We start from the raw sequence: 16,190 nt of genomic DNA on the forward strand, positions 1-16,190 counted from the left end.
GTCAGCGGGACCGGATTAACGGATTGCATCCACGGGACCGGCGGATCAGGTCAGCCGCACCCCGGTCGCCTGCACCACCTCGCGCCAGCGTGCCGTGTCCTCCCGCAGCATGCGGGCGAAGGCATCCGGCCCGTCCACCCGCGCGGCGATGCCCAGGGCTTCGAAGCGGGAGGCAACCTCCGGCGTCGCCACCGCCTCCCGCAGCGCGGCGGTCAGCCGGTCCACCGCGGGGCGCGGCATCCCGGCCGGTCCCAGCAGCCCGAACCAGCTCTCCACCACCAGGTCCAGCCCGCCCTCGCGGAAGGTCGGCACATCGGGCAGCGCCGGCAACCGTGCCTCGGACAGCACGCCCAGCGCCCGGATCTGCCCGTCCCGGATGAGCTGCGCGCCGGAGGCGATGGTCGCGAAGAAGGCCTGCACGTTGCCGCTGGCCAGGTCCGTCAGCGCCGGCGCCGCGCCGCGATAGGGCACATGCGTCATCCGCGCGCCCGTCAGCAGTTGCAGCCGCTCCGCCGTCAGGTGCGACGACGTCCCGATCCCCGCCGAGGCATAGGCGAAGCGGTCGGGCTGCGCCTTCGCCGCCTCGATGAACTCGGCCGGGGTGCGGGCGGTGACGGCGGGATGCACGAAGAGGATCTGCGGCGTCGCCGCCACCAGCGACACCGGCGTGAAGTCCGCCAGGGAGTCGTAGGGCATCCGCTCCTGCAGCGCGGGCAGGATGGCGTGCGGCGTGTCGGCCAGCAGCAGCGTGTGCCCGTCCGCCGGCGACCGGGCCACCGCCTCGGTCCCGAGCATGGAGCCCGCACCCGGCCGGTTCTCCACCACGAAGGGCGCGCCACCCAGCAGCACCTGCAGCCGCGACGAGACCAGCCGCGCCACCACGTCGGACGATCCGCCCGCCGCATAGGGCACCACCACCCGCACCGCCCGGCTGGGATAGGCGCCCTGCGCCCGCGCCACGCCCGCCAGACCGCCTGCAGCCGCCAGGGACAGCGCCGCGCGCCGTCCGATCACCTGGAACACGTCATCCCCCCAACTTCGTTCTTGGAGCGGACCCTAAACCGGTTTCCAGCCGACTGTCGCCGCCCCAAGGCGCCCGATCGTGGCGGGAGGCCCGCCTCATCCCGGCTGCACGCCGGGGCTAAGGGACAGGCCGCCCCTCCGCGAGCCGTGCCATCACCTCGGTGGGTTCCAGGTCCCCGTCAGGACCTGGAACGCCACCGCGATCGCCAGCAGGACGATCGGGACGGACCACCACTGCATGGGAATCCAGAACAGGTCATTCACCTGGCGCAGCACGACCCGCTGGCCTGTCCGCGCATCCACCAGCTCCCGCCCCGGGCGGCCGTTGAACCAGCGGCCGGCGGACCAGTTCGCCGCGGCCGCGGCCAGCAGCCCGAGCACCGCCGGCCAACCGGCGAAGCCCGGCACGCCCCCGAACCACTCGCTCAGGAGGGATGCGACCAGGACGCACACCGCCGGGCCGATCACGACCGTCAGGATCCCCCAGCCACGCCAGACGATCACGCCGCGGGTTCCCCGATGCGCCCCATCAGGCGATCGCCTCCTCCAGGAACATCTGCACGGCCTGGAAGAGCGCCCCGCGGTTGCGCTCCATCATGAGCGTGTGCGTCCCCTCCCCGATCATCACCAGCCGCTTGCCCGGGGAATTGGTCAGCAGCGGGAAGAGCGCGACGGCCATGGAGGGCGGCGTGTCCCGGTCCCATTCCCCCACCACCAGCAGCGCCGGCGCCGTGACCTTCGAGGGATCGTAATAGGGCCGCCCGGCCCCCCAGAACTCCCGGCCATCCGCCAGCACGCCGTTCGGCGCGCGCAGCACGCCCGGGACCTGCCGCGCGCCCTCCGGATCGGTCGCGAAGGTAGAATCCGCCCAGTGCTCGAACCAGCCGGGCGGGATGAGGTTCGCCCGCTTGTTGTCCGGCACGCCGTTCAGCCAGCGCTCCCGCGCCTGGGCCCGCGTGACGGTGCGATAGGCGGGCAGCGCGTCGGACGGGGCCGGCTGGGGCGGGTCCCGCAGCCAGAGCGGCGCGTTCAGCACCACCCGCTCCACGAGGTTCGGGTTATCAGCCGCGAAGCGCCCGACCAGCGCCGTGCCCCAGGACCAGCCGATCAGGACCGTCTTCTGGACCCCGCGCTTCTCCCGGATGTAGCGCAGCGCCGCGCCGATATCGGCCAGCGCCTGATCCCCGCGCACAAGGGGCTGACCCGCATTCGCCGGCTGCGCCATCGCCGCCGGCCGGGTGGAGCGGCCGTATCCCCGCAGGTCCACGCTCCAGACGTCGAAGCCGCGCCCGGCCATGTAGTCCATCCAGGAGGTGCCGCCGAGCGGCAGGTCGAACGCCGTGGAGGCGGGATAGGTGGCGCCGTGGACGCACAGGATCGTCCGGTCCGCCCGGGCCGGGCTCTGCGCCTCCGGCCGCTTGTTGCGGAGGTAGAGCTCCACCCCCGCCTCGCCGCCCGGGACCAGCGCCTCTTCCAGAACCACGCCGGTGGGCTGGGCCTGGAGCTGGGCAGGGAGGGCGAGGGCAGCGCCCCCGACCATGGGGGCGGCGAGCACGGTGCGGCGCTGCATGGCGTTCAGGCTCCTCGGTCCGGGGCTCGGGCCCCGCGTTCCCGGCAGCCTAGCCACGCCCGCCCCGGGATGCCACCGCGCGGCCCGGCGGGTTACACCCCGTTCATGGAACGCCGGGACCACCAGGGATCGCCTCTCCTCGCCGAGATCCGGGCGATGGCCGCGCTCGCTTGGCCGATGGCGCTGACCAATCTCTCCCAGATGGCGATGCTGGCGACCGACTCCGCGCTGCTCGGCCATCTCTCCACCGAGGCGCTGGCGGCCGTCACCCTCTCCGGCACCCTCGTCTGGGCGATGCTGGCGCCCGGCTTCGGCCTGTCCTTCGCCGCTTCCGCCCTCTTTGCGCAGGAGCGGGGGCGGCGGGTCGGGCATGTCCGCGCCATGCGCCGGACCTTCCGCGCCGGGGCTTGGTCCGTCCTGCTGGCGGCCCTGCCGGCCATGGCCCTGCTCTGGCAGGGCGACGCGGTGCTGATCGCCCTCGGCCAGGATCCGGCGCTGGCGGCGCTGTCCCGGGAGTTCCTGCACGCCGTCGTCTGGGGCGTTTTTCCCTTCGGCCTGTTCCTGACGCTCCGCGGCTTCATGGCGGCGATGGAGCGGCCGGGGCCGCCCCTGGCTATCGGCGTGCTGGCAGTGGGGCTGAACGCGGCCCTCGGCTGGGTGCTGATCTTCGGCCATCTCGGCGCGCCGGCCCTCGGCGTACGGGGTGCCGGCATCGCCGGGGCGGTGTCCAACACGGCGATGTTCCTGGCCCTCGCCGCCTACATCCTGCAGGACCGGCGCCTGCGCCGCTTCCGCCTCTTCGCCGGCCTCTGGCGGCTGGAGCTCGCCCGCCTCGGCCGGCTGCTGCGGCTCGGCCTGCCGATCGCGGCGCAGATGGTGCTGGAGATCGGGCTGTTCAGCGCCGTCGGGCTGGTCATGGGCGCCTTCGGCGCACCGGCCATCGCGGCCCACGCCATCGCCCTGCAGATCGCCAGCACCACCTTCGCCGTACCGCTCGGCCTGGGGCAGGCCGCGACGGCGCGGGTGGGGCTCGCCATCGGCGCCGGCCGGCCGCGGGACGCGGCACGGTCGGGCTGGACCGCCATCTCCCTGGCCGTCGCCTTCATGGCGGTGATGGGGGCGGTGATGCTGCTCGTCCCCGGCCCGCTCGCCCGCCTCTTCCTCGACCCCGCCGCCCCGGGCGCGATCGAGGCCGGGGCGCTCGCCGCCACCCTCCTGATGCTCGCGGGGTTGTTCCAGATCGGGGACGGGGTGCAGGTGGTCGGCGCCGGGGCGCTGCGCGGCCTGCACGACACCCGCACCCCCGCCCTGATCGCCGCGGCCGGCTACTGGGGCCTCGGCTTTACCACGGCGCTGCTGCTCGGCTTTCCCGCGGGCCTCGGCCCGCTGGGCATCTGGGCGGGGCTGGTCATCGGACTGACCGGCGTCGCCGCCGCCATGACCTGGCGCTGGGCCCGCCTGTCCCGCCGGGGCGGGTTGACGGCGCAGCGCCGCCTTGCGCCACTCCCGGCATGAACCCAGCCCCCCCTGGCCCCATCTGGCGCAAGCCCGCCACGCCCGAGGCGATCATGGTCCGCGCGGCCGACACCGCCATCACCCACCTGGGCATCGTGATCACCGAAGTCGGGCCGGACTACCTGCGCGCCGAGATGCCGGTGGACCACCGCCACATCCAGCCCTTCGGCGTCCTGCACGGCGGCGTCTCGGTCGTCCTGGCGGAGACGATCGGGAGCACCGCCTGCAACCTCGCCCTGCCCGAGGGCCAGTACTGCGTGGGGCTGGAGATCAACGCCAACCACCTCGCCACCGTGCCGCTCGGCTCCCGCGTGACGGCGGAGTGCCGTCCCTTCCACACCGGCCGCTCCACCCAGGTCTGGGGAATCGAGATCCGGCGGGAGGACGGGCGCCTCGCCTGCATCTCCCGCCTGACCTGCGCCGTGCTGCAGTCCGGCGCCAAGGCCTGAGGCCCCGCCGGGCGTAACGCTTCGTTTCCCGCCGCGCCGCCCGGGAAACCCCGGGCGCGCCAGAATGCTCTCTGCCGGGTTGCGACGGCGATGCCCCACGGCATCGCCCCGACCCGCAGTGGAGGTGAGGATGCGAAAGTCCCTGTTCTTGGCGGCCGGGCTGGCCGTGATCGGCCTGACCGGCATCGCCCAGGCCCAACCCGTGCCCGGCACGCCGCCCGCCCCCCAGGCGGCCCCGACCCCGCCGCCCCCGCCCGGCCCGCCGGGAGGTCCGCCCGGTGGTCCCATGGGCGGCCCCGGAATGGGTGGCCCGGGCATGGAGCGCCACGGCATGGGCGGTCCGGGCTGGGGCGGCCCGCGCGGCCCGATGGGCTTCCATCAAGGTCCGCGCGGCGCGAGCTTCCACTTTGAGCGCGGTGATTCGGAGCTTCGCATCCGCTGCGCCGAGAACGAGTCCACCCGGGCCTGCGTGGACGCCGCGATCGCGCTGCTCGACAAGCTCGGCAGCATGAGCGGCCGCTGACGCGCGAAGGGGCTGGGAGGATCGTCCTCCCGGCCCCATCGGCGACCGGCTCTGTCCGGCGCGGGACTCCGGGGGAGAGAAGGTATTCTCTCCCCCGAACCGCCACTCATTTATTTTTGCAAGGCTGCCGCGGAAGGCGGGGGCGGGTGTCCCCGGTTCGGATCGGCATCGCGCCTGGAGATGGCACGACCGGGTGCCGGAGAGGGAGGGTTCCCCTCTCCGCCGTCACCGCGGCGTGACGGTCAGCAGCCGCCCGGAACCGCCTCCAGCGTCTCCAGCGAACCGTTCACCGAGAACTCGCCGAAATCCATGTTCAGCTCGTCCGCCACGCCGTTGGCGTAGTAGCGCAGCCCCACCTCGTATTCCGGGGAGGAGGCGCCGCCGCCCTGGCCGCTGGCATCGCGCCCGAAGAAAGCGATCCGCATCCGCCCGCTCTGCTGGTTCGCCAGCAGCGGGAAGCGCGGCTGCGCCTCCGCCTCGGCCCGCCAGGGGGAGATGATGGTGGTGCTGTCCTGCGCCCCGTCCTCGCTCGTCCCGTCCATCAGCGGGACGTTGAGCAGCCGCTGGCCCGCGCGGGCGGCGGCGATGGCGCGGATGGTGTGGGCCATGGGCAGGATGGTGCCTGCCGGCAGCCGCTCCTGGCGGCCGGCCGGGGACTCGTAGTTCACCACGCCCGAACCATCGGCCTCCAGCACCGCCTCGCCGGTGACGCGGTTGGTCGCGGCGCCGCCGGTGAACTGCGTCATGGAGAAGCGCAGCCGGCGCCCGTCCTTGCTCTCGAAGGTGTTGTAGTCGGACGCCGTGTCGACCACCTGGCCGTCCCGGTCGCGCAGGTTCAGCGTCAGGCGCTGACGGCTGACCCAGCCGTCGCAGGCGTCCAGCACCTCGAACAGCATCACCCCCTCGGCCCGCGCCACGTCGGAATTGTCCCGCGCCCGGTCGAAGGCCAGGCGATAGGCGGCGCGGTGGCCGGCCATCGCCTCCGAGCCGGGCAGGGCCGGCACCGGGCTGGCGGCCGGCGTCGCCTGGGACGGGGCCGGCGCCTGGGTCGGAGCCGTCTGGGCCCCCGTCCGGGCAGGCAGGGCCAGAGCGGCCAGGACGATGGCCGAAGAGGCGGTCGCGGCGAGCAGAGAGCGCAGGCGCATCAGGGAGCCTTTCAGGAACGGGGCGAGATTTAGGCGGTCTTGGCCGGCGTTGCACCCTTTGCCGCATCGTCGCCCGTCGCATCCTTCCCGCCGGGGGCCTTTGCCCCGGCCGGCTTGGCCGGCGGCAGGTCGGGCTTGATGTGCAGCTCCTTCCAGCGGGACGGCTCGACGGTGCTCGGCGCCCCCATCATCAGGTCCTCGCCCTGCTGGTTCATGGGATACATGTTCACCTCGCGGAGGTTCGGCTCCTCCGCCAGCAGCATCACGATCCGGTCGATGCCGGCCGCCATGCCGCCGTGCGGCGGGGCGCCGTAGCGGAAAGCGTTCAGCATGCCGCCGAACCGCTCCTCCACCGCCTCCGGCGGGTAGCCGGCGATGCCGAAGGCCTCGACCATGATCTCCGCCTTATGGTTGCGGATCGCGCCGGAGGCCATCTCGTAGCCGTTGCAGACGATGTCGTACTGGAAGGCCGGGATGGTCAGCGGGTCCTTCGTCCGCAGCGCCTCCAGCTCCCCCTGCGGCATGGAGAAGGGGTTGTGGGAGAAGTCGACCTTCCCCGTCTCCTCGTTCAGCTCGTACATCGGGAAGTCCACGATCCAGCAGAAGCGGAACGCGTTCTTCTCCACCAGATCGAGCTCGTTCCCCAGGCGCAGGCGGACGGCCCCGGCGAACTTCGCGGCCTCCTCCTCCTTGCCGGCGGCGAAGAAGACGGCGTCGCCCGGGTTCAGCCCACAGGCGGCGCGGATGGCCTCCACGCGATCCGCCTCTAGGTTCTTCGCGATCGGCCCCTTCGGCCCGTCGGCGTCGAAGGCGATGTAGCCGAGGCCGCCGGCGCCCGAGGCCCGCGCCCACTCGTTCAACTTGTCGAAGAAGCCGCGGGGCTTGCCGCCCGCGCCTGGCGCCGGGATGGCGCGCACCACGCCGCCGCCGGCGGCGATCTTCGCGAAGAGCCCGAAGCCCGATCCCGCGAACTGCGCCGTCACGTCCCGGATGATCAGCGGGTTCCGCAGGTCCGGCTTGTCCGAGCCATAGTCCAGCATCGCCTGGGCGAAGGGGATGCGGCGCCAGGGGCCCGTGTCCATCGCGCGCCCGTTCGCGAAGGCCTCGAAGGTCCCGCGCATCACGGGCTCCATCGTCTCGAACACGTCGTCCTGGGTGACGAAGCTCATCTCGACGTCGAGCTGGTAGAACATCAGCGTGCGGTCGGCCCGCCCCGCCTCGTCCCGGAAGCACGGGGCGATCTGGAAGTAGCGGTCGAAGCCCGCGACCATCGTCAGCTGCTTGAACTGCTGCGGCGCCTGCGGCAGCGCGTAGAACTTGCCGGGATGCAGCCGGGCGGGGACGAGGAAGTCGCGCGCACCCTCCGGGGAGCTGCTCGTCAGGATCGGCGTCTGGAACTCGTTGAAGCCGGCGGCGATCATCCGCTCCCGGATGTCGTGGATGACCTTCGCGCGCAGGATCATGTTCCGCTGCAGCCGCTCCCGCCGCAGGTCCAGGAAGCGGTAGCGCAGCCGCATCTCCTCCGGCGCGTCGTCGTCGACCGCCACCTGGAAAGGCAGCACGTCCGCGGCGGACTGCACCACCAGATCCTTCACGCGCAGCTCCACCTCGCCCGTCGGCAGGCGGGGATTCACGGTGGAGGGTTCGCGCCGCACGACCTCGCCGGTGACGGTGATGACGCTTTCCGGCCGGAGGTTCTCCGCCGCCTCAAACACGGCGGAGCCGGTCGGGATGACGCACTGGGTCAGGCCGTAATGGTCCCGCAGATCGACGAAGAGCAACCCGCCATGGTCGCGCTTGCGGTGCACCCAGCCGGACAGCCGGACCGTGCTCCCGGCGTCGGAGGCGCGGAGGGCGCCGCAGGTGTGGGTACGATAGGCGTGCATGGAGGAGAAAACCCTGGGTGCGGACAGGGCCCCGGCGGTCCGTGCGGCCGTCTCCGGCCGCCCGCGACCCCGGGGCGGGGCGGCAAGAGGGCCAGCCCGACCCCGGGTGTCAACCCCGCGCCGCGGCGCCTGCGCTAGTCGGGGACGATCCGCGCCGCCCGCACCACCTCCGCCCATTTGCGGCGCTCCGCCGCGGCGAAGGCGCCGAAGGCCTGGGGCGTGTCGCCGGAGGGTTCGGCCCCCTCCGCGGCGAAGCGCGTCCGCAGCTCCGGCGTGACGAGGGAGGCCGCGATCTCCCGCTGCAGCCGGTCCACCACCGGAGCGGGCGTGCGGGCCGGGACGAGGATCCCGTACCAGGCGCTCATCTCGTAGCCCGGCACGCCGGCTTCCGCGACGGTCGGGACCTCCGGCAGCACGGCCGCGCGGCGGGCGGTGGAGACGGCGAGCGCCCGCACCCGCCCGTCCCGCACCAGGCCGATGGCGGCGGGGATGGAGGCCGGCATCATCGCCAGGGTGCCGGCCACGAGGTCGTTCAGCGCCGGTCCCGCCCCGCGATAGGGCACGTGGACGATGTCGATCCCGGCCATGAGCGCGAGATAGGCGCCGGCCAGGTGATTGGCCGAGCCATTGCCCGCGGAGCCGTAGTTGAGCGCCCCCGGCCGGGCCCGGGCGAGGTCCAGCAGCTCCGACAGCGTCCGGGCCGGCACGTCGGGATGAACCAGCATGAGCATCGGCGCCGCCGCCAGCAGCGTCACTGGCGCCAGCGCCTCGGCCGGGTCGGGCTGGAGGCCGGGAAAGAGGCTCGGGTTCACGGCGATGGGACCGATGTTGCCGACCAGCAGGGTGTGGCCATCCGCCGGCGCCTCGGCCGCGAGGCGGGTGGCGAGGTTGCCGGCCCCGCCCGGGCGGTTGTCCACCACGATGGGCACGCCGATCCGCTCGGCCACCTTCGCGGCCAACGACCGGGCCAGCACGTCCGTTCCCCCGCCGGGGGCATAAGGCACGATCAGGCGCAGGGGCCGGTTGGGCCATCCCTCCTGCGCGAGGGCGGCGGCCGGCAGGGTGAGGGCGGCACCGAGGACCCCGCGGCGGCTCGCCCGGACGATCGTCATGACACTCCTCCCTCTCCGTTGCCTCCCGCCTATCGGCGGCACCGGGCGGTGTCCAGGCATTGCGCCGCCGCCGCCGCCGGGCGATGCAGGGACGCGACCGGAGGCCCCCCGTGACCCAGACCGATGCCACCCACGACCCCTCCCTGCGGAGCTGGGTCGCCTCGGCCAATGGCCATCCGGACTTCCCGATCCAGAACCTGCCGCTCGGCATCTTCTCGCACGGCGCCCACCATCCCCGGGCCGGCGTCGCGATCGGGGACGAGATCCTCGACCTGCCCGCCGTGCTGGAGGCGGAGCTGCTGTCCGGGGAGGCCGCCCAGGCGGTGGAGGCGACGGCGGACGGGACACTGAACGGGCTGATGGCCCTCGGCGCCGGGCCGCGGCGGGCGCTGCGCACGCAGCTCTCGGCCCTCCTGGCCGCGGATGCCGTGCCCTATCCCGGGCTGCTGCGCGCCGCCGCCGACTGCACGATGCACCGCCCCGCCCGGATCGGCGACTACACGGATTTCTTCGTCGGCATCCACCACGCCACCAACACCGGCCGCTTCTTCCGCCCCGACAACCCGCTGCTGCCGAACTACAAATACGTGCCGATCGGCTATCACGGCCGCGCCTCCTCCGTGCGGGTCACCGGTGCGCCGGTCGTGCGCCCCAGCGGCCAGCGCAAACCCGCCAGCGAGACGGAGCCGAGCTTCGGCCCCTGCCGCAACCTCGACTACGAGCTGGAGATGGGCGTCTGGATCGGCCCCGGGAACGACCTCGGCGAGCCCATCCCGGTGGGGGAGGCCGCGTCCCACATCGCCGGCTTCTGCCTGCTGAACGACTGGTCCGCCCGCGACATCCAGGGCTGGGAGTACCAGCCCCTCGGCCCCTTCCTCGCGAAGTCCTTCCTCTCCACCATCTCCCCCTGGGTGGTCACGCCAGAGGCGCTCGCGCCCTATCGCATCCCCCAGCCGCCCCGCCCGAACGGCGATCCCGCCCCCCTGCCCTATCTGCATGACGTCGCGGACCAGGCGGCGGGCGCCTTCGAGATCGAGCTGGAGGTGACCATCCGCACCGCTACCATGCGGGAGAAGGGCCTGCCGCCGCACCGCCTCGGCCTCTCCACCACGCGCCACATGTACTGGACCGTGGCGCAGATGGTCGCGCATCACAGCTCCAACGGCTGCGACCTGAACCCGGGCGACCTGCTGGGCACTGGCACCCTCTCGGCGCCGGAGGCCAGCGGCTACGGCTCTCTGCTGGAGGTCTCCCAGGCCGGGCGCCAGCCCGTCACCCTGCCCTCGGGCGAGACCCGGCGCTTCCTGGAGGACGGGGACGAGATCGCGCTCATCGGCCATGCGCGGCGGGAGGGCTTCGCGACGATCGGGTTCGGCCCCTGCCTCGGCATCGTGGAGCCGGCCCGTTACAATCCGGCACCTTAACGCCGTCATCCCGCCGCTTTCGCTCACCAATTGGCGCCCGTCTCGTTCCTGGAGCCGAAACGACGCCGATGGACAGCCCTCCGCCTCCCGCCGATCCCCGTGCCGCGCTGGAGGTCGCCCGCAGTCACTTCGCCAGCGGCGCCACGCGCGCCCTGGAGGCCCGGCGCGACGCGCTGATCCGCCTGCGCGGCGGGCTGGAAGCGATGGAGGGCGAGGTCCTCGCCGCCCTCGAGCAGGATCTCGGCAAGTCGGCCTTCGATGGCTGGACCTCGGAGCTGCTGCTGGTCCGGCAGGAGATCGCGCTCGCGCTCAAGCGCCTGCCCCGCTGGGCGGCGCCGTCCCGCGTCCCGGTGCGCTGGTTCCACCGCCCCGGGCGGGCGGCCCTGTCGCTGGAGCCGCGCGGCGCCGTGCTCGTCATCGGTCCCTGGAACTACCCGGTGCAGCTCCTGCTCGTGCCACTGGTCAGCGCGCTGGCCGCCGGCAACACGGTGGTGCTGAAGCCGTCCGAGATGGCGCCGGCCACCGCTGCGGTGCTCGCGCGGCTGCTGCACGCGACCCTCGCGCCGCCGCTGGTGCAGGTTCTCCAGGGCGGGCCGGAGGTGTCGCAGGCCCTGACGGAACTGCCCTTCGACCACCTGTTCTTCACCGGCTCCTCGGCGGTCGGGCGGCGCGTGGCGGTGGCCGCGGCGCGCAACCTCGTCAGCACGACGCTGGAGCTGGGCGGCGTGAACCCCTGCATCGTGGACGAGACGGCGGACCCCGCCGTGACGGCCCGGCGCATCGCCTGGGGCAAGTTCCTGAACGCCGGCCAGACCTGCCTCGCCCCCAACCACGTGCTGGTGCATGAGAGCCGCTATGGGCCGCTGGTGGAGGCGCTGCGCAAGACGCTGACCGACTTCTACGGCGCGGACGGGCGGGGCCTGCAGCGCGTGGTGAACGCCCGCCACTTCGCCCGGATCGAGGCGATGCTCGACCAGGGCCGCGCGGCCCACGGGGGTGGTGCGGACGCCCAGGCCCTCCACGTCCAGCCCACCCTGCTGGTGGATCCCGTGCCCGGCGCAACGGTCCTGCGCGACGAGATCTTCGGTCCCATCCTGCCGATCCTGCCGTGGCGCGACCGGGACGCCATGCTGTCCGGCGTTGTCGCCCTGCCCGCGCCGCTGGCGCTCTACGTCCACAGCCGCGATCGGGGCTTCGTGCAGTGGGTGGCGGCCCGCACCCGCTCGGGCGGGTTCTGCGTGAACGACCACGTGGTGCAGGCGACCGTGCCGGAACTGCCCTTCGGCGGCGTCGGCGCCTCCGGCCAGGGCCGCTATCACGGACGCGCGGGGTTCGAGGCCTTCTCGAACGCCCGCGGCCGCTTCCACCAGCCCGCCTGGGCCGACCTGCCCATGCGCTACCCGCCGCACCGCACGCCGCTGTCCCTCATCAAGCGGATGATGGGTTGATCGCGCGTCGCCCGACCGCATCTGGGGCGGCGTGACGGCCTACGACGCGATCATTCTCGGCGCCGGCGCCGCCGGGCTGATGGCCGCCATGGCGGCCGGGCAGCGGGGCCGCCGCGTCCTGCTGCTGGACCACGGGGCCGAGGCGGGGGCGAAGATCCTCATCTCCGGCGGCGGGCGCTGCAACTTCACGAACCGGGAAACGGAGCCCGCGCGCTTCTTCTCGGAGAACCCGCATTTCGCCCGCTCCGCCCTCTCCCGCTACACGCAGCACGACTTCCTTGCGCTTGTGGAGCGCCACCGGATCGCCTGGCACGAGAAGACGCTCGGTCAGTTATTCTGTGACGGCTCCGCCCGCGCCATCGTCGCCATGCTGCTGGCGGAGTGCGAGGCGGCCGGCGTGGACCTACGGCTGCGCCACCGGATCACGGATGTCTCCCGCGCCGACGGCTTCCGGGTGGAGACGGATCGCGGCGCCTTCACCGCCCCGGCCCTGGTGCTGGCGACCGGAGGCCTGTCCATCCCGAAGCTCGGCGCCACCGGGCTGTCGCTCGACATCGCCCGGCGCTTCGGCCTGCCGGTGGTGGAGCCGCGCCCCGCCCTCGTGCCGCTGACCTTCGGGGAGGATTGGCTGCCCCTGATGCGCCCGATCGCCGGCGTCTCCCTGCCCATCGAGGCGCGCCTCGGCCGCGATCGCTTCCGGGAAGCGATGCTCTTCACCCATCGCGGCCTCTCCGGCCCCGCCATCCTCCAGATCTCCACGCCCTGGCGCGCGGGTGAGGCGATCACGCTCGACCTGCTGCCCGACCGCGACGCCGCCGCTCTGCTGCGGGAGCGCAAGCGGGACCGCCCGAAGGCCGGAATCGGCACGGTGCTGGGAGAGGTCCTGCCCAGCCGTCTCGCGGCAGCCTTGGCGGCGCACCGCTTCGCCCACCTGACCCGCCCGGTGGGGGAGTTGCCGGACAAGGCCCTGCTGGCCGTCGCCGGGATGCTGAAGGGCCTCTCCATTACCCCCATGGGCTCCGAGGGCTATGCCAAGGCCGAGGTCATGGCCGGCGGGGTGAGCACCGATGCCCTCTCCTCCCGCAGCATGGAGGCCAAGGCCGTCCCCGGCCTGCACGTCACCGGGGAGGCGGTGGACGTGACCGGCTGGCTCGGCGGCTACAACTTCCAGTGGGCCTGGTCCTCCGGCTGGTGCGCCGGGCAATCCGTCTGATGATCCCCTATATTCCCGATGCCATGCTCCGTCTGACCGAGATCAAGCTCCCGCTGGACCACACCGACGACGCCCTGCGCGACGCCGCCCTGGCGCGCCTGCGCGTCCCCGCCGACGACCTGCTGGACATCCACATCTTCCGCCGGGGCTACGACGCCCGGCGGCGCGGGGCCATCGCCCTCATCTACACCCTCGACGTGACGCTGCGGGACGAGGCCGGGGCGCTGCGCCGCCTGGCCGGGGAGAAGCACGTCACCCTCTCCCCCGACACGCGCTACCGCCTGCCGCCCGCCCCGCCCCCGCCCCGGCTGCGGCCCGTGGTGGTCGGGGCAGGCCCTTGCGGCCTCTTCGCGACGCTGGTCCTCGCGCAACTCGGCCTGCGCCCGATCCTGCTGGAGCGCGGTACCATCGTCCGCCAGCGCACGAAGGACACCTGGGGCCTGTGGCGGCGGGGCGTGCTGAGCCCCGAGAGCAACGTCCAGTTCGGGGAGGGCGGCGCCGGCACCTTCTCCGACGGCAAGCTCTGGTCGGGCATCGGCGATTCCGCCAACCGCATCCGCAAGGTGCTGGAGGAGTTCGTCGCCGCCGGCGCGCCGGAGGAGATCCTTTACGTCTCCAAGCCGCATATCGGCACCTTCCGCCTCGTCTCCATGGTGGAGAAGCTGCGCGCGGGGGTGGAGGCGATGGGCGGCGAGTACCGCTTCGACACGCGCGTCGAAGGGTTGGAACTGAACGAGGACCGCCGTATCCGCGGCCTGCATCTCTCGGACGGATCGTTCCTGGAGGCCGACCACGTCGTCCTGGCGGTCGGTCACTCCGCCCGCGACACCTTCGCGATGCTGCACGAGGCGGGGGTGGACATGGTGGCCAAGCCCTTCTCCATCGGCGTGCGGATCGAGCACCCGCAGGGGCTGATCAACACCTGCCGCTTCGGCCCCCAGGCCGGACATCCGCTGCTCGGCGCCGCCGACTACAAGATCGTGCACCACTGCCGCGGACCGGGGCTGGAGGGCCGCTCGGTCTACTCCTTCTGCATGTGCCCCGGCGGCCGCGTCGTCGCCGCCGCGTCGGAGCCCGGCCGGCTGGTGACGAACGGCATGAGTCAGTACCGGCGCGACGAGCGCAACGCGAATGCCGGCATCGTCGTCGGCATCACACCGGAGCGCGACTACCCCGGCGGCCCGCTCGCCGGCATCGCCCTCCAGCGTCACTGGGAGGAGCGCGCCTTCGTCGCCGGCGGCAGCAACTACCGCGCCCCGGCACAGCGCGTCGGCGACTTCCTCGCCGGCCGTCCCTCCACGGCGCTCGGAGAGGTGGTGCCATCCTATCTTCCCGGCGTGACGCCCACCGATCTCTCCCTCTGCCTGCCGGACTTCGTCGTGGCGGCGATCCGGGAAGCCCTGCCCGCCTTCGATCGCCAGATCCGCGGCTTCGCGATGGCCGATGCGGTGATGACGGCGGTGGAGACCCGCACCTCCTCCCCCCTCCGTCTCCGCCGCGGGGAGGATGGGCAGAGCCTGAACACCCCGGGTCTCTTCCCCGCCGGGGAGGGCGCGGGCTTCGCCGGCGGCATCCTGTCCGCCGGCGTGGACGGCATCCGCGCCGCGGAGGCGGTCGCGGCCAGTCTCACCAACGCCCTGCAGGCAGCCTGACCATGGATGTCGCGATCATCGGCGGCGGCATCGCGGGCATGGCGCTCGCCTGCAACCTGCACGACCGGGGCATCGGCTGCCGCGTCTATGAGGCGGTGCCGGAGGTGCGCGAGCTCGGCGTCGGCATCACCCTGCTGCCGCACGGGATGCGGGAACTCGCGGCGCTCGGCCTCCAGGACAGGCTGCTGCGCCTGGGCATCGAGAACGAGACGAGCGCCTTCTTCAACCGCTTCGGCCAGAAGATCTACGCCGAGCCCCGCGGCCGCCATGCCGGCTACGAGACGCCAGAGGTCGGCATCCACCGGGGACGCCTGCACGCCGCCCTGCACGAGGCCGCCCGCGCCCGCATCGGCGCCGACCGCATCCACCTCGGCCATCGCCTGGCCGGGATCGAGCAGGAGGAATCCGGCGTCACTCTTCGCTTCGCCGGCGGGCACACCGCGCGCGCCGACGTGGCGATCGCCTGCGATGGCGTGAACTCCGCCGTGCGCCGCCACTTCTACCCCGGGGAGGAGGTGGTCTTCACCGGCATCAACACCTGGCGCGGCGTGACGCGGCGCGCCCCGATCCTCGGTGGCCGCACCTACATGCGGATCGGCACGCTGCGGATGGGCAAGATCGTCATCTACCCCATCGCCGATGAGCCGGATGGCGAGCAGCTCATCAATTGGACCACCGAGATCCAGTCCGACACCACCGCCCGCAACGACTGGAACAAGCCCGGCCGGCTGGAGGACTTCCTGCCGATCTACGCGGACTGGCGCTTCGACTGGCTGGATGTGCCGCAGCTGCTGCGCGACGCGGAGACGATCTTCGAGTACCCGATGGTGGACAAGGACCCGGTGGACCGCTGGACCTTCGGCCGCGTCACCTTCGCCGGGGACGCCGCGCATCCGATGTATCCGCGGGGCTCCAACGGATCGGCCCAGGCGCTGATCGATGTCCGCGTCCTGGCCGACCTGCTGGCGAAGGAGCCTGACGCCCAGGTGGCGCTTCGCGCCTATGAGGCCGCGCGCGCCGGTCCCACCGCCGCCGTCGTCCGCACCAACCGCAGCAACCCGCCGGACAGCCTCATCGCGCGCGTGGAGGAACTGACGCGCGACCAGCCCTTCGACGACCTGGACGCGATCATCACACAGGACGAGCTGCGCGCCATCTCCGATCGCTACAAGCAGGTGGCGGGCTTCGCCCTCGCGCCGCGCAAGGGTTGAGGCGCGCCGATCTGGTCCT

Annotated in this window: 14 protein-coding genes; 8 read left to right on the forward strand and 6 right to left on the reverse strand. The window is 73.0% G+C overall.

The window, feature by feature from the left end:
- Positions 1-45: 45 nt before the first annotated feature.
- From ACP6CK_RS13250 to ACP6CK_RS13260, 3 genes are all read right to left on the reverse strand, one after another.
- The gene (locus tag ACP6CK_RS13250; protein ID WP_426959476.1) at positions 46-1,023 is read right to left on the reverse strand and encodes a Bug family tripartite tricarboxylate transporter substrate binding protein; all 978 of its coding nucleotides are present in this window, start codon (positions 1,021-1,023) and stop codon (positions 46-48) included.
- 153 nt (positions 1,024-1,176) lie between these two features.
- A complete protein-coding gene (locus ACP6CK_RS13255) occupies positions 1,177-1,527 on the reverse strand; it encodes a hypothetical protein (RefSeq protein ID WP_426959477.1) in 351 nt (116 codons plus the stop codon).
- 25 nt (positions 1,528-1,552) lie between these two features.
- Complete coding sequence (locus tag ACP6CK_RS13260; RefSeq protein ID WP_426959478.1) at positions 1,553-2,593, reverse strand: alpha/beta hydrolase; 1,041 nt, start codon at positions 2,591-2,593, stop codon at positions 1,553-1,555.
- A gap of 105 nt (positions 2,594-2,698) precedes the next feature.
- On the opposite strand from ACP6CK_RS13260, the gene ACP6CK_RS13265 reads away from it, so the two are divergent.
- From ACP6CK_RS13265 to ACP6CK_RS13275, 3 genes are all read left to right on the forward strand, one after another.
- Positions 2,699-4,108: an MATE family efflux transporter gene (locus tag ACP6CK_RS13265; RefSeq protein WP_426959479.1), complete on the forward strand. Its 1,410-nt coding sequence runs from the start codon at positions 2,699-2,701 to the stop codon at positions 4,106-4,108.
- Complete coding sequence (locus tag ACP6CK_RS13270; protein ID WP_426959480.1) at positions 4,105-4,557, forward strand: PaaI family thioesterase; 453 nt, start codon at positions 4,105-4,107, stop codon at positions 4,555-4,557. Before ACP6CK_RS13265 ends, ACP6CK_RS13270 begins: the two co-directional genes overlap by 4 nt.
- Before the next feature lie 130 nt (positions 4,558-4,687).
- Entirely contained in the window at positions 4,688-5,080 is a 393-nt protein-coding gene (locus ACP6CK_RS13275) for a hypothetical protein (RefSeq protein WP_426959481.1), read from the forward strand.
- 242 nt (positions 5,081-5,322) lie between these two features.
- Here ACP6CK_RS13275 and ACP6CK_RS13280 read toward each other — a convergent pair whose 3' ends face one another.
- From ACP6CK_RS13280 to ACP6CK_RS13290, 3 genes are all read right to left on the reverse strand, one after another.
- Positions 5,323-6,225: an EipB family protein gene (locus ACP6CK_RS13280; protein ID WP_426959482.1), complete on the reverse strand. Its 903-nt coding sequence runs from the start codon at positions 6,223-6,225 to the stop codon at positions 5,323-5,325.
- A gap of 29 nt (positions 6,226-6,254) precedes the next feature.
- On the reverse strand, positions 6,255-8,111 hold the full coding sequence (aspS, locus tag ACP6CK_RS13285; RefSeq protein ID WP_426959483.1) for an aspartate--tRNA ligase: 1,857 nt from the start codon (positions 8,109-8,111) through the stop codon (positions 6,255-6,257).
- A 134-nt stretch (positions 8,112-8,245) separates the two neighbouring features.
- Positions 8,246-9,223 carry a tripartite tricarboxylate transporter substrate binding protein gene (locus tag ACP6CK_RS13290; RefSeq protein ID WP_426959484.1) on the reverse strand — a complete coding sequence of 326 codons (978 nt, stop codon included), beginning with the start codon at positions 9,221-9,223 and terminating at the stop codon, positions 8,246-8,248.
- A gap of 110 nt (positions 9,224-9,333) precedes the next feature.
- Here ACP6CK_RS13290 and fahA point away from each other — a divergent pair, with 110 nt between their 5' ends.
- The 5 genes from fahA to ACP6CK_RS13315 all read left to right on the forward strand — a co-directional run bounded on the left by fahA (position 9,334) and on the right by ACP6CK_RS13315 (position 16,171).
- Positions 9,334-10,647: a fumarylacetoacetase gene (gene fahA / locus ACP6CK_RS13295; protein WP_426959485.1), complete on the forward strand. Its 1,314-nt coding sequence runs from the start codon at positions 9,334-9,336 to the stop codon at positions 10,645-10,647.
- A gap of 68 nt (positions 10,648-10,715) precedes the next feature.
- The gene (locus tag ACP6CK_RS13300; protein WP_426959486.1) at positions 10,716-12,095 is read left to right on the forward strand and encodes an aldehyde dehydrogenase family protein; all 1,380 of its coding nucleotides are present in this window, start codon (positions 10,716-10,718) and stop codon (positions 12,093-12,095) included.
- Between the two features lie 31 nt (positions 12,096-12,126).
- Positions 12,127-13,308, forward strand: a complete 1,182-nt coding sequence (locus tag ACP6CK_RS13305) for an NAD(P)/FAD-dependent oxidoreductase (RefSeq protein WP_426959488.1) — start codon at positions 12,127-12,129, stop codon at positions 13,306-13,308.
- Positions 13,309-13,331: 23 nt separating this feature from the next.
- Complete coding sequence (locus ACP6CK_RS13310) at positions 13,332-14,960, forward strand: NAD(P)/FAD-dependent oxidoreductase (protein WP_426959911.1); 1,629 nt, start codon at positions 13,332-13,334, stop codon at positions 14,958-14,960.
- A 2-nt stretch (positions 14,961-14,962) separates the two neighbouring features.
- A complete protein-coding gene (locus ACP6CK_RS13315; RefSeq protein ID WP_426959490.1) occupies positions 14,963-16,171 on the forward strand; it encodes a flavin-dependent oxidoreductase in 1,209 nt (402 codons plus the stop codon).
- Positions 16,172-16,190 lie beyond the last annotated feature (19 nt).

It is taken from the genome of Muricoccus radiodurans (genome assembly GCF_050154705.1).
Lineage (GTDB): Bacteria > Pseudomonadota > Alphaproteobacteria > Acetobacterales > Acetobacteraceae > Roseomonas > Roseomonas radiodurans.